The organism is Desulfoscipio sp. XC116, assembly GCF_039851975.1.
In the GTDB taxonomy this organism is placed as follows: domain Bacteria; phylum Bacillota; class Desulfotomaculia; order Desulfotomaculales; family Desulfallaceae; genus Sporotomaculum.
On record NZ_CP156660.1, the window covers coordinates 2206178 to 2232703 of the forward strand.

A 26526-nucleotide genomic window follows, 5' to 3' on the forward strand; every position below is an offset into this window, starting at 1 on the left:
TCACCTTTTGGCCCTGGCGCCGACAATAGCTACCGTTTTTTCAAGACCGGATATTGATTCGGTGAAATATACCGTGACATGGATTCTTTTTAAATATCTGCAATCATTATCATTCTGGACGTATACACTATATTGATAACTGCCATTGGAAGCCGGAAAATCTGTTCTGGGAATCGAGGTAATGGTTTCAAATTCCGTACCGATTGTTTCCTCCAGCTTTCCATGGGCCATCTCTATCGCTTTTAACCGCTGCATAGACACCGCTAACTGTTTGGTTGAAGTGGTAATAGCAAATGATATGGCAACAATGCAAATACTCAATATCAATATTGAGCTAAGCACTTCCATGATGATGAATCCCCGTTTATCGGCAAGCAATATATCCCCCCTATAATAAGGAAAATATACATGAATAAGAGTGACTTTTTATCCACCAATTTTACCTATATGATTTAATTTATACAACAGTTATCAAATAATCCCTGCATACATGATAAGTATTTCCCTGGCACTACCACATAACTTATATTTTTACATATACATCCATGCCGCTTGCGCAGCACTATAGAAAGATGAGAATATCGTTAGTTTGTCTTTGCGAGAAGCAAAGCGACGTGGCCATCTTATGTTGGGCTGTCTACACAGTTTGGGATTGCTTCGCTTGCGCTCGCAATGACAAAGCATACCGAAAGAAAAGAATTTTAAGCTTTTCCAAGATAGATAAACAAATAAAATAGCCTCCCAAGATCGACAGTTAGAAGGTTTTTATATCCTTATGGTTGAAATTACCTTAATAGGATAGCTTTTATGACATAAAAGGATGCGTTGATATGCAAGGCAATAGAGATATAGTCGTAGAAAACCAGGGCTTTTCATTAATCGAGCTCATTATCATTATCTTAGTTATGGGCATTATCATGGCTATAGCTGTCCCCTCCATGAACAACTGTCTGACAAATTATCAACTGCATGCCGAATGCATGCAGTTACAGCAGCATATCCGGTCGGTAGCTCAGGAAGCGTTGGTTAAGGATTCCGACGATTTTTATATCAGGCTGTATTTAGCAGACGATAAATATGGAATTGTTGCCCCGACAGGCAACGGCAACTCTGTCATGGTGCAGTTGCCTGTCGGGATAGATCTGGCATTTTCTAATTTTCCACTCGATTACATTAGGTTTTCCGGCAAGGGAAAGCCGGTCGTAGGCGGGAGTATCAGATTGGAAAGCAAAAGAACCGGCCGCATGCAATATGTTATAGTCGCCGCCGTCACAGGACGCACCAGGGTCAGCGATAAGCCGCCGTTATCAAACAAAGTTTACTAATTAGCTTATCTAATAAGTTTGTTTAAACCTTAAGTTTAATGCCTGTTACATCTTGCAAAGTTGATGAAGGAACAATGTGACATATGTCTAACTAATTACTCTAGTGAATATAAATATGAAAAGAGGAATATTAGATGCAAGAACTGGTATATTTAAACGGATGGGTCGGGTCATTCGATAATGCTCATATATCAATTAACGACCGGGGTTACAACTTTGGGGACGGTATCTACGAAGTAGTCAGGACTTACGACGGTAAAATGTTCGCTGTGGATGATCACCTTAAGCGTCTGGAAACGAGCGCGGCCGTTTTGGAGATAGGATTGCCTTGGGACAAAAAGCAGTTGAATGCAATAATCAGTGACCTGTTAGAACAAAGCGAAATTAGAGAGGCCATAATATACATCCAAATCACCCGGGGCACCGCCCACAGAAACCATTTATATGATCCTGACATCCGGCCCAACCTGCTGGTTACGATACGCAGCACACCCGACATTCCCCAATCAACATACATCCAGGGGGTAAACATAATCTCCTGCCCCGAATTCCGCTGGCAAATGTGCCACGTAAAATCAACCTCGCTGGCGGCAGCCGTGATGGCCAAGAATAAGGCCCATAGGGCCGGGGCCGCTGAGGCTGTATTTGTGATGGACGATGGTACAGTTACGGAGTGCACCTCAAGTAATATATTTATATACAAAGGCGGTACCTTGATGACCCACCCGGCAAACAACAGAATACTGGCCGGCATTACGCGGAAGCATATATTGAATTTGGCCGAAGGCATGGGTATGCATATCCGACCGGAACCTTTTAAATTTGAGGATATGATAGCGGCCGACGAGGTTTTCCTGACCGGAAGCATATCGGAAGTCATCCCCGTGGTTGATATCGACGGTCAAACCATCGCCGGCGGAAAACCGGGGCCGATAACCGGCAAGTTGCACCAGGCATTTATATCCCTAAGGTCATAAGGAATGAGTTTTTAACATTTAATAATCCACAAGAGTAGCTAGTTAATTAGCTACTCTTGTATTGGAATAAAGGCAAATTCTTATTAAATCTTATTAATATCCACGCCTTTCACATGAAGATATTAAAGCCTGTTTAGAATATGCGTCAATTACAGCACGAGAAGAAACCTATTTTATTAAGGCAGGGCTATGAAATTTTTCACAGACGAAAATATCCCAGTTTCAGTGGGAAAACTTATAATTTTATCGGAAAATAAAGATGAACTCTTAAATACTGCCTAATTCAAAGATAATTACGCTGTAGTATTAGGCTTTTTGAAACCTCTCGGGCAAAAGAAATCCCCTGCCTGATTCGTTGCGGAGGGGATTTTTTATAATAAATATTTTATTATATTAATCTATTACCTTAGTGAAAGACAGACTCCTTATAGTAGCTTTTGGGAATGGCGCAAGCCAAGTCCCAAACCTGCCCGAGCATAAGTTTTTCAGCCACAAAAAGCGTCTCCATGGTTTGCGTAGTTCGCATGCCTAATCTTCTTTATCTTCTTCAGTTACTTTCCAAGGAAGCGTGTCTAATGTATAGCTAGTCTCCGCTACCATACCAAAACCAGCTGTATCTTTTGTTGCCGTGGCCCTATTACTACTTGAAACAGTATACTTTACATCATCGGGTCCCGTTGGCCACGCTTGCAAGTACTCGGTATCAATATCAGCTTGAGTTACGTCAGTCACATCCCCACTGGCTTGACACTGCATAATTGCACCGTCAATTGTCCTTAAATTAGCTTCAACTGCAGCTTGATTCGCTTTATCTGTTGTTCTGTTATACACCGGCACCGCAATCGCCGACAAAATACCAATAATCACCACAACCACCATCAGTTCCACCAGAGTGAAGCCTTTACGGTTCCTCAGCGCGTAGCTTATTTTTTGAAACATCCTTTTCACCTCCTCACATATGAAATTCCAAAACAATCTAACAAAGTAAGTCAATGGATTTACGTCTAATTACGTTATACCTGCTAAACCGCATCTTAGACACTATCCTTGATATTTTTTTTAAAAAACCAGTTTATTTATCAATCAATCCCTAATCCTTGTCTTTTTCGCCTTCTCCGCCTTCGGAACCACCGCCCATCTCCCCGATCAAATCCCTCACCAGCTTTGCATTATCGGGTGTCTCCTCCACCCATAGCACGTATTCAGGATTTTTGCTATTTCCCGAAAGATTGCTGGAAATATGGAAGTTAGCCAGCGAAATGCCGGACAGCTCGCTCAGCAGACTTCGTCTGGCATTCAAGCTTTGGTACGCTCCTTCCCCGGTGGCCGTCAGTACAGGTACCCTGGTTTTCTGGCGTGTGGTATCCAGGCTGACCAAGGCGCTGCGCACCTGGGTTTCCAGGTGTGCGGAGCAAATAACCAATAATTCCTTGCCAAATTTATCGTAGTTGTAGGTTATTGTTTTAATATCTTCACCGAAGTCAAATGACGCCAGTCTCTCAGCCGCATAACCGGCCGTAATATTTTTCAACTGAAAAACAAATGCCCTTCGTTTACTCGCATCCGGTATATCCATTGCCTTGACCAGTGTCTCAATCCTATCCCAGCGGGCGAACAGCTCACTGTCAAACACCAAAAGCTTGTTGTTCAGCTTTACGTAGCGTTTTAATTCAATACCGGCACTTTTAAGCATTTCTACAGCTGTGTCCGCTGATATCTGATCCAGCGTCAGTGTTTTATAATCCAGGGAAAGCCGGCTTTCTTCAATATCCACCGCATAAATCAACTCACGCACTTTTTTCAGCACCTGGGCGGTTCCCTGCACCCAAATCAGATTTTGGTTGGTATCCACAGTGATGCTGATCTGCTCCACCCCCAAGGCGCCTATAAGTTCCTTCATTTTATCCGCCGGTACGTGATACAGGCTAAACCGGGTCAAGATCATCTGGTCAAAGAAATTATCCTGCAGTATGCCCGGACTGCCCACAAGCATGATTTGGCCATTCTGCAAATAGGTCAGCCCACGGCCCTCAATGATTAGTTCCATAGCCTGCAGGGGGGTGATATTGTTAGCCTTAAAATTAATCTGTACAGGCTCGGCATCCACCATTATGATATCCACGCCCATTTTAATGGCCAGCGCGGATAAGACATCCCGGATATCCACACCCCGAAAGTCCAGGGATATCCGTTCATTATTTACTGTCTGAGCAGAGGCCACCGGGTAATCAGTGGCGGCCCAAGCCGGCAGTAAGACACTATTGCCCAAGCCGCCGGCCAAGCCGTCAACGATAACCGGTCCGTCGGCCAAAACCGGGCAGCCAAACAACAGCGCTGCAGCAACTATAAGTATTAATAATGTTTTAAACAAACCCTCATATGCATAAACACGCTCTTTAATTTTGCCGGTCATTCGTCAACACCTTCTTTGTCTGCCGAGTTAGATGACCGGTCATCCACTTGATCGACTCCCTGCGCAGCCCGGGAAATTGTTTTCTGTTCAACCGTCGGTTCGGATACTGCACCGGGTATTCCGGCTGTAGGCTGCTCGGCTGTGTCGCCGGGCGATGTTTTATCCCCCGCCGCATTATCATTGGCGGGCCCAGCTGTTCCGGCCTTTCCCCGCTCCGCATCTGCTGTGCCGGCCGCCGGCTGGTTGGTTGTTGTTTTGGCCGGAGCCGGTTGGGGAGTTAGATCCTTTACCCGCCCGTTAAATTCCAGCTGCAATTTATGCAGGCCCATTTTTAAAATAACGGCACTGCGTTTTATTTGCGCTACTTGCCAGCCCCCGGTTATTTCATCGCCCGGTCCGGCCACAAAGACAGTATTGCCTGCTTCAATGATGGCCAAATTTCCACCGCTGCCGCCCGTAATAATGCCCTTTAAAACCATGCCCCTGCTGAAGGGATCCCGAAGCTTGCTGCTATCTTCCAGCCGGCGGCTGGTGTCCGGCAAATATGTACTAACGGCCTCGCGTTCCGGATTTTGGGCAGTTCCACTGTCTGGCTGCTGAAGCTGCTCACCCCTGTTCTGATCAATGAACTTATAATTTAGTTTTAAAAGCATAATCAAGGCAATTAAAGCGGCCACTAATAAAACACCGGCAATGATGATCTTTTTTTTGTTTTTGAGCACATATTTGTTTATTTGCTCCCGGTCAATATTTATATTTCCTAGCGGCACGATTTACTGCTCCTTCCGCATCTCAAAGATGTAACATAAGGAACCCTAATCAGTGTAAAAAGCTGTGATCGTAATATCGGCGTTGATAAACGGGGATGTTTGATCGCCCCCGCTGATAGCAAATTCTTCTATGCGCATAGCCCGGGAACCGTTTTGCAAGTGGTCCAGAAAATCAAGCATTCCCTGGTAATTTGCCGCAAGAGCAATGGTTAAGGGCATTTCCACATATTTCTTTTGGGTCACCCTTTCGGCAAATTGCACTTGGAGCAGTTCACTGCCGGTGGCCGTGGCAGTATTACTAATATCATTGATCAATAAATCTTCCCCCGGATCACCTGGCAGCGCATTTTGAAGCCCGGCCAGGTGCCGGCGCATTTCAGCGGCCTGGCTTTCCAACTGCTTCAACTCCCGGTAAAAAACCCGGGCCTGATTCAGGGAAGCCCTCTCTTCGGCTATGTCGGCATACCCGGTTTTCAATGCGGTCAGCTGGTTGTACATTAAAAATGCCATCAGTATCACAGCGACGGCCCCCAGGCCAATGGCCAGCAGTTCCTCACGGGAGCGCTTTGATTTAGTCACAGTATAATCACCTTACCTTGGCTGCTCGGGTTTACAGTTAACCGGCGGGTTGCCCGGCCAGCACCCCGGCTTTTATTTCAAACCGAATGACCGGTTCTCCGTTCAGATCTTCCCGGGAAGAAAACCGGCAGTTCACATTGATGAGCTCCGGTATGCGGCGAATTTGCTCCAGCCAACTGGTAACTGCCGCATATTCAAAAGCATAGCCCCTGATAATCAGCTCGCCGCAGGTCTCGGCTGCAGAGCGGGGCTGATTGTCATCACCCTGCAGCCCCTGTATCGTCTGAGCAAGCTCTTGGACATCATCCGGCAGGTTATTGGCGGAAGTTTGATTGTTTGTTGTATTACTATCGGTATTAGAACCTGTCTTTGGTTTATCCTCTTCTTTAGTGAAGGAAAGGTCTGTCAGCCACACGTTCACCGGTATGTACAACCCGATATTTTTTAAAACAGATGCCCACTCCGGAGTAATCCCTACCGCTTCATTAATTAACCCCTCGGCTTCCTTAACCTGATTCTGCAATCGAGCATATTGCCGCAGAGCGGGGAATTTGCTTTCCAATTCCGCGCGCTCCTGCTGCAGCCGGGACGCCCCGGCCCGTACTTGCAGCGTGGCCAGCAGCAGCACGCCGTATAACACTATAAAAATCGCCAGCACAGCAACTGCTGTGATCAGTGCGGCGCGTTTTTTACGCTCCTGTTCCCAGCGAGCCTTTATTTCCGGGGGCAGCAGGTTTATTTTAATATACAAGGGCTACTCCTCCAGTCCGCGCAGAGCCAGCCCGATGCTGACGGCAAAGTCCGGCCCTTTGCGCTGCAGATCCACACCCTTAACCTGGCCAGGAGCTTTAATATTGATCAGCGGATTAATAATCTCCACCGGCACATCAATTTCGGTCTGCAAAAATTCGGGCAATCCCGCCACCCGTGCGCCCCGACCGCTGATAATCACGGCGTCCACCGCAGCCGCACCGGTTTGGGCAATGTAATAGCCGATGGAGGAGCGTATTTCATTGGCCAGCGCCAGTTCCCAATCACCCGTCAGCTCAACGGCCATCGCCCCGGCCCCCAATGCATACTCACCAACCGAAGGCCATCCGCCAATGCCATGGCCGCTGACCGGAGGCCTCCCTTCCTGCCGGGCTTGCCCTTTATCCACAGTTTTCTCTAAATTAAAAGCCGGCCCACTGTCCATACTGTTATCCCCCGGCTTGTAAATCGGCCGTTCCTCACCTGCCGCCCGGGTCTGCTCCGGACAGTAACCGGGCCGGCCCCGCTCCGCGGCCCGTCCTGTGGAAAGCAGATCCTCTTGCAATGCCGCGGCCGCCTGGCGTACCGTCCCCAACAACTTGTCCAGCGGTTTGTTCAGTTCCCGGGCGTAAGATTTAAGAGATTGCGGTATCACCCGGGCGAAGCGCGGCACACCACCGGCCACCAGCAGCAGTGTGGTAAGCCCGTTGGATATATCAACCAGCAGCACCGGGTCTGTCAACCGCTCCGCGGGTAATGTGCGCAGCAAAGCCAGGGGAGCGGCATCCACCACCCGGGGCATTAAAGAGGCCTGTTGTACCGCCTGCAGACTTTTATCAAGTAATTCCCGCCTGGCCGCCACCAGCAGTATTTGCAATTGAGGGCCGTTATCGCCGTCCAACTCACCCACTACCGCGTGGTCAAACACCATTTCGGCAAGCGGTATGGGAAAGTATTCCCCGGCCTGGAAGCGCAGCGCCTGAGTCAGTTTATTGTCCGGTATTTTGGGAAAGCCGGCCAGCCGCATCAGCACACCCTGATTGGATATGCCCAGCACCACTTCACGGCTGCCAATGCCGGTTTTAGCCCATAACTCCTCCAAGGCACGGGCTACCGCGTCAACATCCGCCACCACCCCTTCGGATACAGCGTCTTCGGGGATGACTATTTCCCCCGCCGCCACCAGTGACGGCGCGTGTTTATCCCCGCTTAATTCCACTACTCGGATAATTCCCGTATCCAATTCCAAGCCCACCGCGCCGGAAGACTTTAAAAACCGCATAAGCAGCTACCAACTCCTATTAATGCTTCTAACAAATGAGATATATAAATACTGGCATCATATCACGGTCGTTTATTGAACACTGATATAAACTCAGCCATCATAGCAAGGCTTTTATGTAAAATTCGTGATACCTTACGCTGGCTGATGCCCAGCTCTTCGGCCACCTCATTCTGGGTCATATCTCTATAAAACAGCAACCCGACCACCCTGCGCCACATCCTCATTAGAACCGCCAGGTGCATACAAATTGGCAAAATGGTGCACCAGGCGGGAACCTGCCCGCACTACCCATTGCAGGTGCTGCTTATCAGGGCAGCGAAGGTATTCGGCCATAGCCGCTTCCATATTGTTATTTGCCGCGTTCCGAGTTACCGCCTTCCCAATCACTGTTCTATCTCCCCACCGAAGTTACGGCGGTAAATATAGGCAGGTAGATGGAGATCACCATACCCCCGATAACACAGCCGACTACTATCAGCAGCACCGGCTCCAACAGCGATGTCAACCCTTTGGTGGTAGTAGCCACTTCTTCTTCGTAAAATCCGGCCACCTTGCCAAGCAGCGCGGCCAGTTCACCTGTTTCCTCACCAATGGCTACCATGTTGACCAGCATGGGCGGGAAAAAACCGCCCTTTTGCAGCAGCACGGCAATGCCACGCCCCTCCTGAAGGCCCACTCCGGTTTGCCGCACCGCCTCTGTGATTTGCATACTGCCTGTGGCCGGACCTGCCGTTTCCAGCGCCTGCAAAACCGGGATACCCCCGGCCAGCAAGGTGGAAAGTGTGCGGGAAAAGCTGGCTACCGCGGCCTTCTTAAATAAGTCGCCAAACACGGGCAACCGGAATTTAAGTTTATCCCAGGCTTTTTTACCCGCACTGCCGGCCATGTAATAACGCAGCCCCAGCACAGCTGCCATTAGCAAAGATATATGGATATACCAGTAAAAGCGCAGGGAATTGCTCAAAGCAAGCACTATCTTTGTAGGCAGGGGCAGGGGAGTGCCGGGTGGGAAAAAACCAACGAAAATAGGCACAACAAATAATAACATAGCAAGCACAACAAAGCCGGCAAAGAAAATTACCACCGTGGGATAGAAAGTAGCAGCCCGGATATTATCCCTCAGTATTTTATCGCGTTCCAATTGTTCGGAAAGACGTTTAAGCATCTCTTCCATAGCGCCGCCCACTTCCCCGGCCCTGATCATATCCACAAACATGGGAGAAAAAACATCCTGGTACGCCCGCAGCGATTCGGATAAACTCATACCTCCCTCTACATTGCGAGCAATTTCGCCAACTATATCGCGCAATTTAGGATTGGTGGTCTGTTCATGCAAAGTAAATAAACAACGCGTCAGCGGTATACCGGCTGAAATCATGGCGGCCAGCTGGCGGCTGAAAAACGTAATTTCACCTATTTTAATTTTACGCTGCCCGCCAAAGGCTCTCTTGAACAGGGATTGCTTGACCTCAGCTACTTCAACAACTGTATAGCCTCTTTTGCGCAACCGGCCAACAGCCCCCTGCTCGTGCTCGGCCTCCATTTTCCCGTTTACCGGAAACCCGGTACGGTCAAACGCCTCATAAGCGTACATGGGCATGCTATCATACCTTTCTCAACTGCAATCGAACAACTATAACATATAATTCCGCTTGCGCAGCGCTCTTTCCAACTCTACTTTATCCACGGACCGTTCCAGAGCATTTTCCCTTGATATGATACCCGCCAGGCATAATTCGGCCAGGGACTGGTCCATAGTTTGCATACCCGCACCGCGCCCGGTTTGCATGACAGTGTATAGCTGATGTTCCTTAGCCTCGCGAATTAAATTCCGCACCGCCGGGTTCGTAAGCAATATTTCAACCGCAGCCACCCTCCCCCGGCCATTTTGGCGCGGTATTAGTTGCTGAGCAAGCACTCCCTGTAAAGAATCGGCCAGCTGCTGCCTGATCTGATTACGCATGCCTTCGGGAAATACATCCACTATGCGGTGCACGGCCAAAGCCGCCGTCTGGGTATGCAGGGTAGAGAATACCAGGTGCCCGGTTTCCGCAGCGGTCAGCGCGATAGCAATACTATCGGTGTCCCGCATTTCACCGATTAGAATAACATCGGGATCATGCCGCAGCACATGTCTTAAAGCGGCGGCGTAAGAATGAGTGTCATTGCCCACCTCGCGCTGCTTAACTATTGATTGCTTATGACTGTGCAAATATTCGATAGGATCCTCCACCGTAACAATGTTTAAACCGCGCTGTTCATTAATATTATTGATCAGCGCCGCCAGAGTGGTGGATTTGCCGCTGCCGGTAGGCCCGGTAACCAGCACCAATCCGCGAGGCAGCATTATCAAATCCCGCACTACCCCCGGCAGGCCCAGTTCATCCAAAAGAGGTATTTGCATGGCTACCACCCGAAAATTAACCCCCAGAGAACCGCGCTGCCACATGATGTTGCCTCTAAAGCGACTGAGGCCGGGCACCGAATAAGAAAAATCCAGCTCCCGGTTTTGTTCCAGTTGGTTCCTTTGCTCGGGCTCAAGCAAGGGAAAGACTAACGCTTCAATATCTTGCGGCATCAGACGGGGCATGGAAAGCCTGAGCAATTCCCCGTTGATCCGCACTACCGGAGGTATGCCGGCCGCCAAATGCAAGTCTGAACCGTTCATGGCTACTGTTTGCAACAATATATCATTTAAATCCATAGCTGCCTCCCGGATATTTTAAAATACCACCACGCCGCCAACACGGCGCCATCAGAGGATGAAATTACCCAGCGCTATTTTCAGGATAGACTATACAATGATACAGATTGTTTTATCACGAAATCATTTATTAGCACTACCTGCGCAGCCTGCTTGCACAGCTTTACACTACTACCCGCACTAATTCCTCCAGCGATGTAATACCCTGTTTAACTTTCATTAAACCATCCCGCCGCAGTGTCACCATACCTTCCGCAATGGCAGCTTTTCTAATTTCCCGGGAGGATTTTCGTCCCAGGGTCATATTTTGTATCGTTTCACTGACGAAAAGCAGTTCGTATATGCCTGTTCTGCCCCGGTAACCTGTATGGCTGCAGCGCATGCACCCCACCGGACGGTACAGCCTGACCTTAGTTTCATTTTCTTCAAAGGGAAAGTCCGGGAAATCCCGCATTTTATTCCGGGGCATGATATAAGGTTCCTTGCAGTTTGGACACAGTACCCGCGCCAAACGCTGGGCCAGCACGCACAGCAGCGACGACGCGGTTAAAAAAGGCTCAATGCCCATTTCCGTTAGGCGAGTGATGGAACCCGGCGCATCGTTGGTGTGCAAAGTGGAAAAAACCAGGTGCCCCGTAAGGGCCGACTCAATAGCCAGTTTGGCTGTCTCATGGTCCCTGATTTCTCCAACCATAATGATGTCGGGATCACTGCGCAATATGGAGCGCAACCCCGATGCAAAGGTAAGACCGGCCTTGGGGTTGATTTGCACTTGATTGATGCCATCCATACGATACTCCACCGGATCTTCCACAGTAATAATATTTTTAGCCACTTTATCAAGCGCGGCCAAGCTGGCATAAAGCGTTGTGCTTTTACCGCTGCCCGTGGGGCCGGTAACCAGTACACACCCGTAAGGATGATCAATGGCGCCCCGATATTTACACAGCACCCCGGGGGATACGCCCAGATCCCCCAGAGTAATAATATTGGACGAGCGATTAAGCAGCCGCAAAGTCAGCCGCTCACCATAGCTGGCCGGCAGTGAGGCTACCCGCAGGTCAATATTCCGGCCTTCAATTTTCAAAGACATACGACCGTCCTGAGGTACCCGGCGCTCGGCAATATTCATATTGGCCATAATTTTTATTCTGGATATCAAAGAGCCGTGCATCGCTCTGGGCAGCTGCATAATATCGTGCAGCACACCATCAATACGAAAACGCACCCGCAGCTGATTTTCGTATAACTCAATATGCACATCACTGGCTTTGGCGTTCACCGCCTGAGACATAATCATATTGGCTAACTGTACTGCCGGCTTGGTTGTCTGGTCCTCCGCCTCAATAGTGATGTGCTCATCCGCCTGCGGATCATCCTTAACTTGCTCAAAATCCATATTGGCCCGGCTGTATTTTTCGATCATGGCGTCAAGTTCAGTATCGGGGGCCACCACCACTTGTATATCAAAACCGGTAAGAATGCGCAGGTCGTCAATAGCCATGATATTATTGGGGTGCTGCATGGCCACCACCAGTTTATCGTCATTAAAACCAATAGGCAGAGCCCTATAACGTTTTAACGCTTCAACCGGCAAGGCAGCCACAGCGGCATTGTCTATTTCGGTTTTCTCCAGTGAAATAAAGGCTGCTCCCGAGCGTCTGGCAACTACCCTGGCAATATCATCCTCGGTACAAAACCCCAGGCGCACCAACGTCTCACCCAAAAAGCCCCTTTCCTTTTTTTGCACGTTCAGCGCTTCGGCCAACCGGGCCTCAGTTATGATATTCTCTTTAACTAACCAGGTACCGAGAAAATTTTTACCGGGCTTCATATTAACATACCTCGACATCATCAATAAGCGATAAAGACGCCCTATTAATTATGAATCTTTTCGATAATGTACTATCCTTCTTGCTATATCTTAAAAAAATAAAAAGTGCGCGAACCAATACGATTCCGCACCTGGCTGCCCGGCTGCCATGGTTATATGCCAACAACATTCGTTACAGGTATATAACTTTAGGTCCGTAGCTTTGCGTCTACTTCTTTCGAAGTATTTGCTCTTTTCAGGTTTCATTGCTCATTATGTTAATTATCAACAGATATCCAAATTATAAAAAAAATAAACCTAAATAACAATATATTTAACCAAAGATCTATCGACAAATTATTCCATCATAGCAAATAAAACTTATAGGGCGGATTTATACCGCTAACTTGTCCGCGCTCTGGCAATAGCCCGGCTGATTTGTTCCTCGGATGTATCGGGCCGAATAGCCGCCCGGCCAATACCCACCGGAACGATGAAGGTTATGGCGCCGCCAACGGTTTTTTTATCTCCATACATCGCAGTAATCAATTCCGAGTCAGCCAGCTCAGCCGGTACGGTAATGGGCAGGCCGGCCCGTTGCAACAAATTGATAATGCTGTGCGCCGCCTCCCTTGACAGTACACCCAAATCCACCGCTAAGTGGACAGCCGCCGCAGTACCCATGGCCACCGCCTCACCGTGACTGTAGCGGCCGTACCCGGCCAAGGCTTCGATGGCGTGACCTGCGGTGTGCCCGAGATTTAATATGGCCCGTGTACCCTGTTCAGTTTCATCCTGTTCCACCACCCGGGCTTTGTTAAGACACGATTGCTCAACAACATGCGCCAGCGCCCCCGGCTCCAAAGCCAATACTTGTTGCATATTTTTCTCCAGCCAGGCAAAAAATGCCGCGTCACCAATGATTCCGTATTTAATCACTTCAGCCAGTCCGGATTGTATCTCACGCCCGGCTAAAGTGGACAGCGTGGCAGTGTCCGAAATGACCAGCGCGGGCTGATAAAACGCACCGATAATATTCTTGCCCCGGGGATGGTTCACGGCCACCTTGCCCCCCACGCTGCTGTCCACCTGGGCCAACAATGTGGTGGGTATCTGTATAAAAGGCACGCCCCGCATATAGGTGGCCGCCACAAACCCGGCCAGATCGCCCACCACACCCCCGCCCAGCGCCACCACAGGCGAGCGCCGGTCCAAACCGGCGGCAAAAGCGCGGTCATAAAGCACCTCGGCGCTGGACAGCGATTTGTATTGCTCTCCATCCGGCACCTCGGCCCGAATAACTTTCAGGCCGGCCCGGACCAAACCGCCAACTACCCGCTCGGCGTACAATCGGCCGACCGTGTTATTGGTAACCAGGAGAACCTTGCGGCCCAAAGACAGCCCGGCTAGCAAATCGCCGGTTTGATCCAATAAGCCGCTGCCGATAATAATGCGATAGGAGCGGTTGCCTAAATTGATGCGCACCTCTTTCATTTTATATATCCTTCTTGCTGTAAAAATTTTCTTATTTGATTCAGCACCTCATCAAAGGTAAGTCTACTGGTATCCACCGAAAAATCGGCTATTTCATAGGCGCTTTCCCGCTCTTTGGTTAATTTAATAATATTCTCCAAGAGATCGCCCCTGCTTAGCAGCGGCCGGCGTTTTTTGTTTTTTACCCGCTTCAGTATAACCTCGGGTTCAGCCCGCAGGCAAATTAACACACCATTTTGTTTTAACAAATCAACATTCTCCTGCTCCAGCACCATGCCGCCCCCCGTAGCCACTACCAGCCCGGACTGGCCGGACAGTTTGCGCACCAACAGCTTTTCCTCCGAGCGAAACCTAATCTCGCCATCCTTGCGAAAAATTTGTTCTACAGTTTTTCCGGTTATTTCTTCTATGGCACTGTCGGTATCGACAAATTTATAACCCAAGCGCCTGGCCAGCCGCCGGCCCAAGGATGATTTACCTGTACCCATAAAGCCAATTAAAATAATATTTTTATTCATTAGCATCCTTTCTGACTAACAAGAATACACACAGATTAAAAAACAATCTATATTAATCTTTAAAAATTTTTTTCATAGTCGCGGTAGACAGCTATTCTCTCCTTAATTTCCCGCATAGTGTCCCCGCCGAATTTCTCCAGCATCGCCACGGCCAGTTCCCAGGCCGCCACGGCCTCGCCCACCACGCAGGCCGCAGGCACGGCACAGGTATCCGAACGCTCCACCGAGGCATCAAAGGGCTGTCTGGTTTTTATATCCACGCTGCGCAGCGGTTTATATAGGGTAGGAATGGGCTTCATAGCAACCCGCAGCAGCAGTGGCGCACCGTTGGACATACCGCCCTCAATGCCCCCGGCGTTATTGGTCCGCCTGTAAAAACCCCGGCCGGGTTCGTAAAAAATTTCGTCGTGCAGTTCCGAGCCCCTGGCGGCCGCCGCGGCAAAACCCGCGCCCACCTCAACGCCCTTGATAGCCTGAATGCTCATTAACGCCCCGGCCAGCCGTCCGTCCAAGGTGCGGTCCCGCTGAGTGTAACTGCCCAGGCCGGGGGGGAGGTTGTAAACCTTGATTTCAAAAACTCCGCCCAGTGAATCTCCTTCGGCACGAGCACGGTCTATTTCCCGCACCATAGCTTCAGAAGCCGTATGATCGGCGCAGTATACCGGGGAATCAGCCGCCGCATCGGCCGGCCCTTGCGTATCCAAATCGGTTGCATGTGCCCTGACGCCGCCTATTTGCACCACTTGCCCCACCAGTATAACGCCCAATTCCTGCAGCAGCCGTCGCGCTACCGCGCCGGCGGCCACCCGGGCCGCTGTTTCCCGGGCGCTGGAACGTTCCAGCACATTGCGTATATCCCGGTGCCCGTACTTGACAGCTCCGGTTAAATCAGCATGCCCGGGCCGGGGGCGCGTTACAGCGCGAGATTTAAGATCGGCTTCAGGCCCCGGCGCCATCACCCGACCCCAATTCTCCCAGTCCTTATTGGCCAGCACCAGCGTTACCGGGCCTCCCGTAGTCAGCCCGCCCCGTACTCCGGAGGTTATATCGGCGCGGTCCCGTTCAATACTCATCCGGCCACCCCGCCCGTATCCGCCCTGGCGTCTGGCCAATTGTTTGTCTATGTACTCAGCCGGCAGGGACAAACCCGCCGGTATACCGTCCACTATAGCCGTGAGGGAGGGACCGTGGGATTCCCCGGCTGTAAGGTAACGCAGCAAATAGATCATCCTTTCAGTAAACTTCAACACCGGCCTGCCGGTACAGTACCCGCCGCATTACCGCAAGGGGTGCCGGTAAACCGGTCCAGGCTTCCAGGGATAGAACACCCTGATGCAACAGCATGCCCAGGCCGTTGGCGGCCCGGGCGCCGTTACCGGCAGCCCTGGCCATAAACGGCGTCACGGGCGGGTTATATACCAGATCATACGCCAGTTGACCACTGCCGGGCAACCCGGCGGGCAGCGGCCAAGCACCGCTGTTTTGGCCGGACATACCCAGCGGGGTGCAATTGACCACCAGCACAGCCCGGCGGGCAAAATCGGCCAGGCACCGGTCGCCGGTATGCCAATGCAAAACGCGCACGCAAAAGCCGGTTTTAGCGCGTACAGACTCGGCCAGCGCACGAGCCCGGTCATAATTGCGATTGACCAGGGCCAGCTCCGGGCAGCCCGCCTGCACCAGAGCCACTACTACGGCCCGGGCCGAACCTCCAGCCCCCAGAACAAGTGTCGGGCCACAGGAGGGATCAAAGCGCTGGTCTTCCCGCAGATCTTTAATAAAACCCGGCCCGTCGGTATTATGACCGGTTAACCTGCCCTCCCGGTTGATTATGGTATTGACCGCCCCGTAAAGAACGGCGGTTTCAGTTAATTCATCCAGACAGGGCAGCACGGATTCTTTATATGGTACGGTAACGTTAACCCCGGCCATACCCAACGCCCGCAGACCGGCTACGGCCTCCGCCAGGTTTTCCGGGCGCGGTCTCAATGGCACGTATACCCCGTTCAGCCCCAGTTCGCGCAGCGCCGCATTTTGCATGGCCGGTGAATAACTGTGAGCCACCGGGCAGCCGACAATACCGTATACTACGGTCCGGCCGTCGATAGCCACGCCGGCTTCGGACATGCCGCCGGCTATAGCGCTTTGGCCGAACACCCCTTCACCATTCGCACCGCCGCCCATCACGGGTTACCCCCTTCATCTGACATAATACTGTTTATCCTTATGAGACACCAATTGGGATATGCGGGCCAGCAGCACTTTTTCCAGACGCCGGTTGATTAATTTAGTCATCCAAAATTCCTTACCTTGCATAGGGACCACAAGTACGGTAAACATGCCCAGCCTGTTCCCGCCCCATATATCTGTAAATATCTGATCGCCAATAACCATGGTTTCTTCAACGGTAGCGTCAAGTAAATCCAAAGCGCGCCTAAATGCCTGGCGCATGGGTTTTACCGCTCTCACCACGCAGGGTATCTTTAGCGGCCCCGCTAATTTACCCACCCTGGCCGTGCTATTGTTGGATACGATGCACAGCTTAAAACCCCTTTGCAGCATGCCGGTAAGCCAGGACTCTATTTCAGGGGATAACTTATCCCGGTCCCGGGGAACTATGGTATTATCCAAATCCAGCAATATAGTAGTAATGCCTTGTTTTCGTAATTCGTCCGGATTAATATCCAAAATTGAGGGAACATACATGTTAGGGTAAAAAATACGTAGCATTTAACTCTCCTTGGCTGTAAAAATCGTGCAGTTTCAATAACAAACATATAGCACTGGAACAAGCATACGGCACTGGTTTATCATATCAATATTAATCCATATATTGTAACCTTTTTCCGGTCCAAATTTCAACACCCGGCAATCCAAGACCTTGCTTTTTTCAAATCCCCGGGTGTGTTTAGATTAAACAATACTCGTTCCGGGTGTGGTTCCACAGGCAACATCTCTGTTTCCTCAATGTACCTAACCCTGACCTGGTCATAAAGACCGGTTATTTTATTTTGATTCCGTGTCAGGCGTTGTTCAATAATCTTTATGCAGTTCTTGCTGTACAATGCGCATAACGGCTCGGGATATCCCCGGTAGCGAGGCACTACCGCATCGTAATCCGCCGCACACTGAATTAGCAAACAGGCCAGCGGGGCACTGATAAAAGGCAGATCGCACGCCGCCACCAGCACCCGTGCATGAGAGGCCCGCACCAACCCGGCGTGCAGACCGCCCAGCGGACCGTGCCCGGGCATAATATCACCGATGGTCTTATCTCCATATTCGGCGAACTTGTCCGGACGGTCGGTCACTACCAGTATTTCATCCACCAACGTCCTAAAAACACCGGCAATGCGCTCTATTATACAACACGGTCCCACCTTCAGCAAGGCTTTGTCGGTACCCATGCGGGCACTTTTCCCACCCGCCAAAATTATCCCGGATACAGCTGTCTTTTCATTCAACAACCGGATACCCAACTCCTGTCGTAGTACGTTTTTAACGGCTTTCAGAAAGAGCCTAAATTAAATTTAATATTAGTATAGCACTAACAATTTAACATTCTACATATTAGACCATTTTTCCTTTCATTTTGAATTTTTCCCGACTATGCTTTCATTTGGTTAAACAAAAAAAGCCCCGGGCAATTTGCCGGGATGTGGAATTTGTCACAATGACTTGATATCCATAGCTCACTGATAAAGTCTTATTGCATTTCGCCGGCCCACGGCCGGTTACTTATATGCTTCAGCCACCGCTGAATCCACCACCGGCCGCCGGCATATCACACCCGCCGCCGCTCCCGGTACGCACCGCGCAGCCGGTGAAGAGCTGTTCCACTTTTTTACCCCCGCAGCCGGGACAGCTAACCTTGTCTTTATCGCTGATACTCACCAGCAAGGTAAATTTGTGCCCGCACTCGGAGCATCGAAAATCATAGTTAGGCATAACTGTTTCAACCTCCTTAACGTAAATGAACAACTAAAGTACTTACGAACTAAATAGTGATTGCCCCGTTAGGGCAGGCAAAAACACATTCCTCACACTCATCGCAAAGCGCACTGTCCACGCTGGCCGTTTTAACGCGCACCGTTATCGCCCCCAGCGGACACATTCGCACGCACACTCCACACCCGATGCATAAAGCCTCGACAACCTTGGCAGCCATACTATTGCTCCTTTTACTCTTATATATAGTTATATTTTAATATACAGATGTTTATTTGACAAGTAACTAATAAAATATAGTCAATAAACAATGTGCAGCTGTTAGCAGAAAATAAGAATAGATGAATAAGAACATGATAAAAGAAAAAAGTGTGAGGTGTAAAATACCGTACCGGGTATGGGTGATAGTGCCCATTTGCCCGGTACTGAGAAAAAATACAATATTTTTGCACAAAGCCGATAGCGGATCAGGAAATCTCGGAGCGTTTGAACAGCTGGATAAAATTCAAAATAAACTGCAGTTCCTTTTCATTAAGATTGCACACCAAGTTCAAGATAGACTGCACATTTGGATGCATCAGCAGTTCCCTCAGTTCCGGGTTCATTAAGCTGAGCATCTGATCCACCGCACCCGGTTCCATGATAAAATAGCAGGGAGAAACCCCCATCACCTCGGATAGTTTTTCCAGCGTTTTTAAAGAAGGCTGCACCTTTCCATGTTCAATTTGGCCAATAAGCCCGGCTGTCACACCAGCCAAGTTGGCCAACTGAGCTTGGGTCAGCCCGTATTCCTCCCGCAGCGCTTTTAATTTATGGCCCAGCGAACCTTCCTGTCCCATAATGGAAGATACCGATACATCCAAACCCTCGGCAATACGCTTTAAAGTACTCAGTGCGGGAAATACGGCCCCCCTTTCTATTTCACTAAGATAAGAAAGGGATATTTCCACACGCTGGGCCAAGTCCTGTAAGGACAAATTCTTTTCTGCCCGCAATAGGCGAATTTTATCCCCCATGGACAAGCCCGTGTCGGCGACATCCCCCTTAATAAGTTGAGTTTTGGGAACATTCAGCGCGGCAGCCAATTTATCAATAGTTTTTAGAGAAGGTCTTTTAGAGCCCCTTTCTATTTCACTAAGATAAGAAAGAGACAGATTGGCCCGCTTGGCTAAATCCTGTAAAGTATAGCCGCGCTCTTCCCGCAACGCACGGATTTGTTCTCCTCTTACTATCATTATAGACACTCCCGTATTAGTGCAAATTAGTACAATTATTTTTACAACTGTTCACTAGTATTTTTATTATCCTACTATAATGCAACTAATTAGTCAATCTGCACGGGAGTCGGGGATTATTATCCTCTTACGGATATTTAGCCCAAATATTCATATCCTCATAGCTTCCGCTGATATGGCAGTTATTGATCAACGTCCCCCCAAACCGGTAACCCAGCCGGTGAAATACCAGGTTCATGCCATAAGAAGACGCCCGGGCCAGACTGTACAGACATTTTATTCCCCCGGCCCAACATTCCTTTTCCAGTTCACCGATCAAACCAAGCATAAAACCGGTGCCGCGATAGGCCAGTAATGTGGCGCAGTTGGTAATCTCGGCATTGCCGCCGGACCGGTTAACTTCGGCCGCAGCCACACTCACTATGTTCCGCCCGTGTTTTACCGCTTTAAATAAGGCGGTTTTACCCAGTACGGCGGCCAGATAATCGGGTTGATCCACCGGGCTGGGATAAGTGGCAAAAACTTGTTTAAATATGCCCGTCAAAGCGGGCACGTCCCGGCCGGACGGAGTAAAAAACTCGTAACCGGACGGCAGCGGGGCGGGATTTTGCCGTGAACGACGGGTAATGTGACGGATTTGCTCCCGATATTTGGACAGGCAGACGCTGCGGGCCCGGCCTTCATCCAAATAAGCAGCCAGAAAATAAGCCGAACTGCCGTTAAAATAACCGCCAATCCAGCCTTCTATGGCAAAACCAAGGCTGCTTAAATCACTGCAGTGCTCTTCCCGGGCTGGAAAAATGATCTTTTCCAGCCCGTAACCGGTGCATGTGTTGATAATAAACCCCATCAGCGCCGCAGCGTTGTCATAGGCGTAATCGACGATCCAAGCCCGCTTGCTGAACTCATCTATAAGCAGATTAACAGTAAAATCTTTATCATTTTTAAAAACAACAGGCTGCTTCTGTGGTGCAAACATGATAGCCTCCTTAATGCAGCTTAACCGACCGCCTTTTGAACAGGTTTAATCTTCATCACCACATCCCGGCTTCTCATCAGCCCGGCCGGCCCGGGACTGCTCTTCCCTTTTTGTTTCCGACATTCCTCACACTGGCAATCATCTTCATGATACGCCGCCGGTTCGGCGTATGAGAATATATTACCTTCAAAGTTGCGCAATACTACTTGATTATCCGAGCGGGAAATCAGATACTGGGGCATTACGGGAATTTTACCCCCGCCCCCCGGCGCGTCTATCACATAGGTGGGAACAGCCAGACCCGTGGTATGGCCCCGCAAATTTTCCATAATTTCAATGCCTTTGCCTACCGAGGTACGAAAGTGGCCGATGCCCCGGGACAGGTCACACTGATACAAATAGTAGGGCCGCACCCGGATGGTCATTAGTTTCTGCAGCAGCCTTTTCATTAAATTGGGGCAGTCATTGACTCCCCGCAGCAATACCGACTGGTTGCCCAGCGGTATGCCGGCATTGGCCAGCCTCTCGCAGGCCTCCCCGGACTGGGGAGTGATTTCTTTGGGGTGATTAAAATGGGTATTGATCCACAACGGGTGATATTTTTTTAACATATTACACAGCCGGGGGGTAATCCGCTGCGGCATCACCACCGGCATCCTGGTGCCGATACGAATAATTTCCACGTGTTTAACGGCCCGCAGCCGGCTGATAATGTATTCCAGGTGCTCATCGGGCAAAGTTAACGGATCGCCGCCCGAAATCAGTACATCCCGCACTTTTTTATTATTCTGGATATACGCAACAGCCCGGTCAATCTGACCTTTAGGCAGTGCCCGGTCGTTACCTCCGGCCATGCGCCGCCGCGTACAATGACGGCAGTACATGGAGCACTGATCGGTAACCAGGAGCAATACCCGGTCGGGATAGCGGTGAGTAATGCCGGGCACCGGCGAATCCACATCTTCATGCAGTGGATCGCTCATATCGGCATCATCATGGGCAAGCTCGTCAATCAGGGGCACAGCCTGCCGCCTGATCGGACAATCCTTGCTGCCCGGATCTATCAAACCCGCATAATAAGGGGTAATAGCCATACGAAAACGATTTAAACAACTGTTTATCTCATCGGCTTCATCATCTGTTATTGCCAGCACCTGTCGCAGCTTATCCACACTGGTAATCCGGTTGCGCAACTGCCAACGCCAATCATTCCAATCTTCGGATGAAACATCTTTGTAAAAATCCATCGTAACCTCCTTGGGATCAAGTTTAAACTTTAGCAAATTCCAAGTTACTTCAGGTGGGGTAGAATCCCCATCTGAAGCCCCGATGTTCAGCTTTAGCCGAACAAGTTCACTAACCAATATCCTGAAAAAATCCTTTCAAGATGACAACTTATTATACACCAATAAGTTGTCTTGATGCAAATGGAAATTGGGGTCAGGCTTTAACTTTATAAAACTAACTGCTTTATTCTGCGTCCAGTCCTGTCTCTATCTCCAAGCACCGGGCCGCTATTTCCCGAAACACCGGTGCCGCTGTATCACCACCGCTATTGCCGCTCCGCACCAGCACGGTAATAACATAACGCGGGTTGTCAGCGGGCACATAACCGGTAAACCAGGCATCCACTTTCTCCCCGTTATAACCACTTACTTGGGCTGAACCCGTCTTACCCGCACTGCCCGCTCCCGGCAAGGCGGCTTTTTGCCCCACACCGGATTCAGTAACCTCGCGCAGTAAGGCCCGCAACTGAGCTGCCGTAGCCGGAGAGACCACCGGTTCCGGATGCTCCGCGCCAAATTGCCGCACCATACGACCGCTGTCATCTTTTAGTCCGGCTACCAAACGAGGAGTATAATAATTGCCGCCGCAGGCTATTGCGTTTATCATAGCTGTCACCTGCACGGGCGTAACCAGCACCGGTCCTTGTCCGACACTGCTGTTAGCCAGGTTATGCGGCTTTGCTATCAGCGACAAATCCTGACGGCTATCCACCGGCACCGGATAGCCGGTTATTTTTTGTTTATCCAGGCCAAAAGCCGCGGCGTACTTGATTATGGTATCGGCACCCAGCCTGTGCCCGATTTCCACAAAGCTTGGATTACAGGACTGAGCAAAGGCCTGCTGGAAACTAATCCGGCCATGTCCCGCATCATTCCAGCAGCGCACCGGCCGAGCGGCGGCACCGGTACAATTGAAGACAGTGGATAGCTCCACCAGGCCTTCTTCCAGGGCGGCGGCAGCCAGCACTACTTTAAAAACCGAACCTGGTTGGAATAACGCCGTGCAATGATCCACAAACAGTTCCTCGGGCATTTCGTCGACATTGGATACCGCCCGGTAATATTCCGGATGATAACCGGGACGGCTGGCCATGCCCAGTATATCCCCGCTGCCCGCCTGCATCACTACCACCGCACCGGAAGCTATGTGTTCATTCATAATACCCTCAACAATACGCTGTATGCGGCTGTCAATGGTAGTAATTACGTTTAGACGCCCGGGGTCGCCGTCCGCGCTTTCCACCAGCATACCCGGTCCCTGAATCACCCTGCCCCGGGCATCCACCGGTACCCCGGCCCAGCGCCTGGCCAGGGTGCCCTTAAGCTGTTGTTCATAAAAATATTCAAGCCCGGACTGCCCCACCCAATCCCCCAATAGATAAGTTTTGCCAGTGCTTTGCAGCTGTTCAAGCTGATCCCGGCTGGATATTTTGCCGATATGCCCGGTTACGTGCACGGCTAGGGGTTCATCTCCATAGCGCTGATATACCGGCAATAGATATACACCCGGCAGCTCGGCATTTTGCAGCACTGTGCAAGTATTACCGCTTAACGCCTTATCAATATAAAAGGCGCCTTGCCGAGCCCGGTCTTGTAATTGTGCCGCTTCCACACTCAAAATAGCAGCCAGTTGCCGGAGACGAAGGTCCTTATCATCCATAAGAGCAGGGATGACCGTCACCCGGTTGGCATAGTAAGCACCGGTAAGGGAAAGGCCTTGCCGGTCGGTTATTTCACCCCTGGGGAATTGTTCCAGAGATACGCCCTGAGACCCCATTTGAAATGCCTGCCGGGTATATTTATAGCTCTGGGCCAGCTGAATTTGGTAAAGATGTGCTAAAATCAGCCCAAAAGCCAGCACAATAAGCCAAAAGGAAGCAACCATACGACGCTGGCGTATCAGTAACAACAATAAAACCCCTTTCCAATAATCACCATCAATAATATAGTGACCCTTGGTACAGGGGTTTTATACATTCTCCACTTGTAATTCAACGGCTACCGATGATCGGCTAATGTTCCGCCCGGCGCAGCAATGACATTTGGGGTACTGCACCCGGCCAGGGCAGGTATACCGTCTGGCGCGGGTGCGGTGCCGCCTCCAAATGATTTCCCTCCGCATCTGTTATCTCAGTTACTTCCAGATTAAATGATTCCCGATCCGGGGTCAGTACTTCCAACGTTTCTCCCCGCGCAAAGCGATTGCGCTGTTCTACCAGCAGCATACTCCGCTGCCGGTCATAGCCCAGCACAACGCCTACAAAAGTATAGGGGCGCCGGTAGATGGAATAAGCGGGCGGTGTTTCACCAGGCCGGAGGCCGGTAATAAACCCGGTAGTATATTCACGGTTGCTGACTTTGCTAATTTCCTCCAGCCACTCGGAACGGACACTGTAATTCTCCGGATCGGACCAATAAGCGTCCAGCGCTTGACGGTATACCCTGGTGATGGCAGCTGCATAATGAATGCTTTTCACTCTGCCCTCAATTTTAAATGAGGTCACCCCGGCCTTAACCAAACCAGGCAAGTGTTCCAGCAAACACAAGTCACGTGAGCTAAGAATATAAGTACCCCGGTCGTCCTCCATGAACGGGAAATATTCCCCCGGCCGTTTTTCCTCCACCAACCGGTATTTCCAGCGGCATGACTGGGCACAATCTCCCTGGTTGGCCCCTCTGCCCGTCATGTAATTACTCAGCAAACAGCGTCCCGAGTAGGAAACGCACATGGCCCCGTGCACAAAAACCTCCAATTCCACTCCGACATGGTCGCGCATGGTTCCGATTTCTTCCAGGCTGAGCTCCCGGGCCAGTACAATGCGCCCGGCTCCCAGCGTTTCCCAAAGCCGGGCAGTGCGCCAATTGGTGGTATTAGCCTGGGTACTGATATGTACTTTCAAGGCGGGTGCCAGCTCCCGCACCAGAGACAGTACACCCAAATCAGATACAATTACCGCGTCCACACCCAGGCGGGCCAGTTCTTTAATGTACGGAGGCAAAGCATCTATATCGCGATGGTGAGCAAATATATTCAAAGTAACATAAACCCTCACCCCGTGACGGTGGGCGTATTCTACCGCCCGGGCCATGGAAGGAAGGTCGAAGTTGGCCGCGGCCGCCCGCAGCCCAAAGCCGGTACCACCCAGATAAACGGCATCAGCCCCGTAAGCAATAGCATATTTCAGTTTTTCCGGACTGCCCGCCGGAGCAAGTATCTCCGGCTTAACAGAACTGTCAGCCAAATCATCATCCCCATTTATCTAATTCCAAGACTCCCACTTTTATAAGTGGGAGCTCCTATTTCTGCTTCAGGTGGGGTAGAATCCCCATCTAAACCCCCGATGTTCAGCTTTTAGCCGAACGAATTCACCGGTTTACTGGTATTTACGTATATTGGCGTTGTGAGCGGCCAGTGAGCTGGAAAAGGCATGACTGCCGTCAGGCTTAGCCACATAATACAGGTAATTGTGATTTTCGGGCTGAATAACCGCCAGCATCGAAGGCCAGCCGGGGTTGGCGATGGGGCCGGGGGGCAACCCGTTTACCCTGTAGGTATTATATGGCGAATCAACCTGCAGATCCTTGGTCAGCAGCTTCTCCTTGGTTTCACCCAGCGCGTATTGTACCGTAGCGTCTATTTGCAAAGGCATGCCCAGCTCCAGCCGGTTGAAGATTACCCCGGCAATGCGGGGCCTTTCCGAGTCCACCCGGGCCTCCCGCTCGACCATCGAGGCAATAGTAACAGCCTCGTGCAGCGTCAAACCCCTGGCTTCAACCTGCCGGATGTAGTCATGTTCTTCTATCACCTGGCTAAACCTTTTCAACATCATTTCCGCTATTTCACCGGCACCAGTTTGCGAACCCAGGAAGTATGTATCAGGGTAAAGATACCCCTCCAGGCCCCATTGACTTACAGGAACTTCCTGCAAAAAAGCCAGTTGCCACGAGCGATCGAGAGCTTGCATAAAAACATCCCGACCGGCAATCCCTTGCTTCTGCAATAAACCGGCTATCTGAGCCACGGTGTAACCTTCCGGTATAGTTATTTTAATCCTGTCCGGTGGTCCCTTGAGCAACACTTCGATAATGCCGGATACAGGCATGGCAGTGCTTAATTGATAAGTTCCGGGCTTCATAGCCCCATCCAGCCCCTGCACCCGGGCATACAAGCGAAAAGCCCCGGCGCTGCGAATTACGCCTTTTTCGGCCAGCAGGGCAGCAATTTGTGACGTGGAAGCATTTTGGGGCACGGCCACCGTAATATCCGCCGCGTTTTTTACATTAACGGGCATCAGCGAAGCCCGCATTACCAGCCCACCCACCAGCAATAAAAATATAACAGCCACCAGTACGGTTCCCGGACGGCAAACAAACACATAACGTCTTCGCCTGTCACGTTTTCCGGTCCAGTATTTAAAGTATTTATACGACATTAAAACAGCCTTTCTTT

At 50.4% G+C, this 26526-nt stretch carries 28 protein-coding genes and 1 riboswitch; of the genes, 2 read left to right on the forward strand and 26 right to left on the reverse strand.

Features of this window, described 5'->3' with window-relative positions; translation table 11 throughout:
* A complete protein-coding gene (locus ABDB91_RS10595) occupies window positions 1-378 on the reverse strand; it encodes a hypothetical protein (protein WP_347487635.1) in 378 nt (125 codons plus the stop codon).
* A 452-nt stretch (window positions 379-830) separates the two neighbouring features.
* Here ABDB91_RS10595 and ABDB91_RS10600 point away from each other — a divergent pair, with 452 nt between their 5' ends.
* Together ABDB91_RS10600 and dat are read left to right on the forward strand one after the other, a co-directional pair.
* On the forward strand, window positions 831-1325 hold the full coding sequence (locus tag ABDB91_RS10600) for a prepilin-type N-terminal cleavage/methylation domain-containing protein (RefSeq protein ID WP_347487638.1): 495 nt from the start codon (window positions 831-833) through the stop codon (window positions 1323-1325).
* A gap of 134 nt (window positions 1326-1459) precedes the next feature.
* The gene (gene dat / locus ABDB91_RS10605) at window positions 1460-2302 is read left to right on the forward strand and encodes a D-amino-acid transaminase (protein ID WP_347487641.1); all 843 of its coding nucleotides are present in this window, start codon (window positions 1460-1462) and stop codon (window positions 2300-2302) included.
* A gap of 528 nt (window positions 2303-2830) precedes the next feature.
* Here dat and ABDB91_RS10610 read toward each other — a convergent pair.
* The 25 genes from ABDB91_RS10610 to mltG form a co-directional block, all read right to left on the reverse strand.
* Window positions 2831-3241 carry a type II secretion system protein gene (locus tag ABDB91_RS10610; RefSeq protein WP_347487643.1) on the reverse strand — a complete coding sequence of 137 codons (411 nt, stop codon included), beginning with the start codon at window positions 3239-3241 and terminating at the stop codon, window positions 2831-2833.
* Between the two features lie 151 nt (window positions 3242-3392).
* Window positions 3393-4715: a secretin N-terminal domain-containing protein gene (locus ABDB91_RS10615; RefSeq protein WP_347487646.1), complete on the reverse strand. Its 1323-nt coding sequence runs from the start codon at window positions 4713-4715 to the stop codon at window positions 3393-3395.
* Window positions 4712-5485: a hypothetical protein gene (locus tag ABDB91_RS10620; protein WP_347487648.1), complete on the reverse strand. Its 774-nt coding sequence runs from the start codon at window positions 5483-5485 to the stop codon at window positions 4712-4714. Before ABDB91_RS10620 ends, ABDB91_RS10615 begins: the two co-directional genes overlap by 4 nt.
* Window positions 5486-5530: 45 nt before the next feature.
* The gene (gene pilO, locus ABDB91_RS10625; RefSeq protein WP_347487651.1) at window positions 5531-6064 is read right to left on the reverse strand and encodes a type 4a pilus biogenesis protein PilO; all 534 of its coding nucleotides are present in this window, start codon (window positions 6062-6064) and stop codon (window positions 5531-5533) included.
* Between the two features lie 37 nt (window positions 6065-6101).
* Window positions 6102-6815: a hypothetical protein gene (locus ABDB91_RS10630; protein ID WP_347487653.1), complete on the reverse strand. Its 714-nt coding sequence runs from the start codon at window positions 6813-6815 to the stop codon at window positions 6102-6104.
* 3 nt (window positions 6816-6818) lie between these two features.
* Window positions 6819-8096, reverse strand: a complete 1278-nt coding sequence (pilM, locus tag ABDB91_RS10635) for a type IV pilus assembly protein PilM (RefSeq protein ID WP_347487656.1) — start codon at window positions 8094-8096, stop codon at window positions 6819-6821.
* Between the two features lie 62 nt (window positions 8097-8158).
* The gene (locus tag ABDB91_RS10640) at window positions 8159-8296 is read right to left on the reverse strand and encodes a sigma factor-like helix-turn-helix DNA-binding protein (RefSeq protein ID WP_347487658.1); all 138 of its coding nucleotides are present in this window, start codon (window positions 8294-8296) and stop codon (window positions 8159-8161) included.
* Window positions 8283-8486, reverse strand: a complete 204-nt coding sequence (locus tag ABDB91_RS10645; RefSeq protein WP_347487659.1) for a hypothetical protein — start codon at window positions 8484-8486, stop codon at window positions 8283-8285. The genes ABDB91_RS10640 and ABDB91_RS10645 overlap by 14 nt, the downstream gene beginning before the upstream one ends.
* Window positions 8487-8490: 4 nt before the next feature.
* Window positions 8491-9699 (reverse strand): type II secretion system F family protein, encoded by a 1209-nt coding sequence (locus ABDB91_RS10650; protein ID WP_347487662.1) that lies wholly within the window; start codon window positions 9697-9699, stop codon window positions 8491-8493.
* Between the two features lie 33 nt (window positions 9700-9732).
* Entirely contained in the window at window positions 9733-10803 is a 1071-nt protein-coding gene (locus ABDB91_RS10655) for a type IV pilus twitching motility protein PilT (RefSeq protein ID WP_347487663.1), read from the reverse strand.
* A gap of 163 nt (window positions 10804-10966) precedes the next feature.
* Window positions 10967-12637 (reverse strand): ATPase, T2SS/T4P/T4SS family, encoded by a 1671-nt coding sequence (locus ABDB91_RS10660; protein WP_347487665.1) that lies wholly within the window; start codon window positions 12635-12637, stop codon window positions 10967-10969.
* Window positions 12638-12767: 130 nt separating this feature from the next.
* A riboswitch (cyclic di-GMP riboswitch) is annotated at window positions 12768-12878 on the reverse strand.
* A 140-nt stretch (window positions 12879-13018) separates the two neighbouring features.
* Window positions 13019-14110: a 3-dehydroquinate synthase gene (gene aroB / locus ABDB91_RS10665; protein WP_347487667.1), complete on the reverse strand. Its 1092-nt coding sequence runs from the start codon at window positions 14108-14110 to the stop codon at window positions 13019-13021.
* A complete protein-coding gene (locus ABDB91_RS10670; protein WP_347487668.1) occupies window positions 14107-14628 on the reverse strand; it encodes a shikimate kinase in 522 nt (173 codons plus the stop codon). Before ABDB91_RS10670 ends, aroB begins: the two co-directional genes overlap by 4 nt.
* Window positions 14629-14687: 59 nt before the next feature.
* Window positions 14688-15848, reverse strand: a complete 1161-nt coding sequence (aroC, locus tag ABDB91_RS10675; protein WP_347491580.1) for a chorismate synthase — start codon at window positions 15846-15848, stop codon at window positions 14688-14690.
* A 13-nt stretch (window positions 15849-15861) separates the two neighbouring features.
* A complete protein-coding gene (gene aroE, locus ABDB91_RS10680) occupies window positions 15862-16812 on the reverse strand; it encodes a shikimate dehydrogenase (RefSeq protein ID WP_347487670.1) in 951 nt (316 codons plus the stop codon).
* Between the two features lie 15 nt (window positions 16813-16827).
* On the reverse strand, window positions 16828-17358 hold the full coding sequence (locus ABDB91_RS10685) for a YqeG family HAD IIIA-type phosphatase (RefSeq protein WP_347487672.1): 531 nt from the start codon (window positions 17356-17358) through the stop codon (window positions 16828-16830).
* A gap of 128 nt (window positions 17359-17486) precedes the next feature.
* Complete coding sequence (locus ABDB91_RS10690) at window positions 17487-18095, reverse strand: molybdenum cofactor guanylyltransferase (protein WP_347487673.1); 609 nt, start codon at window positions 18093-18095, stop codon at window positions 17487-17489.
* A 280-nt stretch (window positions 18096-18375) separates the two neighbouring features.
* Window positions 18376-18576: a zinc ribbon domain-containing protein gene (locus ABDB91_RS10695; RefSeq protein WP_347487675.1), complete on the reverse strand. Its 201-nt coding sequence runs from the start codon at window positions 18574-18576 to the stop codon at window positions 18376-18378.
* Between the two features lie 49 nt (window positions 18577-18625).
* Window positions 18626-18796: a 4Fe-4S binding protein gene (locus ABDB91_RS10700; protein WP_347487676.1), complete on the reverse strand. Its 171-nt coding sequence runs from the start codon at window positions 18794-18796 to the stop codon at window positions 18626-18628.
* A gap of 247 nt (window positions 18797-19043) precedes the next feature.
* The gene (locus ABDB91_RS10705) at window positions 19044-19811 is read right to left on the reverse strand and encodes a helix-turn-helix transcriptional regulator (RefSeq protein WP_347487678.1); all 768 of its coding nucleotides are present in this window, start codon (window positions 19809-19811) and stop codon (window positions 19044-19046) included.
* A 127-nt stretch (window positions 19812-19938) separates the two neighbouring features.
* Window positions 19939-20790: a putative beta-lysine N-acetyltransferase gene (gene ablB / locus ABDB91_RS10710; RefSeq protein ID WP_347487679.1), complete on the reverse strand. Its 852-nt coding sequence runs from the start codon at window positions 20788-20790 to the stop codon at window positions 19939-19941.
* A 20-nt stretch (window positions 20791-20810) separates the two neighbouring features.
* Window positions 20811-22037 carry a lysine 2,3-aminomutase gene (ablA, locus tag ABDB91_RS10715; RefSeq protein ID WP_347487680.1) on the reverse strand — a complete coding sequence of 409 codons (1227 nt, stop codon included), beginning with the start codon at window positions 22035-22037 and terminating at the stop codon, window positions 20811-20813.
* Between the two features lie 223 nt (window positions 22038-22260).
* A complete protein-coding gene (locus ABDB91_RS10720; RefSeq protein ID WP_347487681.1) occupies window positions 22261-23985 on the reverse strand; it encodes a penicillin-binding transpeptidase domain-containing protein in 1725 nt (574 codons plus the stop codon).
* 103 nt (window positions 23986-24088) lie between these two features.
* Window positions 24089-25318: a U32 family peptidase gene (locus tag ABDB91_RS10725; protein ID WP_347487683.1), complete on the reverse strand. Its 1230-nt coding sequence runs from the start codon at window positions 25316-25318 to the stop codon at window positions 24089-24091.
* 132 nt (window positions 25319-25450) lie between these two features.
* Window positions 25451-26509: an endolytic transglycosylase MltG gene (gene mltG, locus ABDB91_RS10730; protein WP_347487684.1), complete on the reverse strand. Its 1059-nt coding sequence runs from the start codon at window positions 26507-26509 to the stop codon at window positions 25451-25453.
* Window positions 26510-26526: the final 17 nt, after the last annotated feature.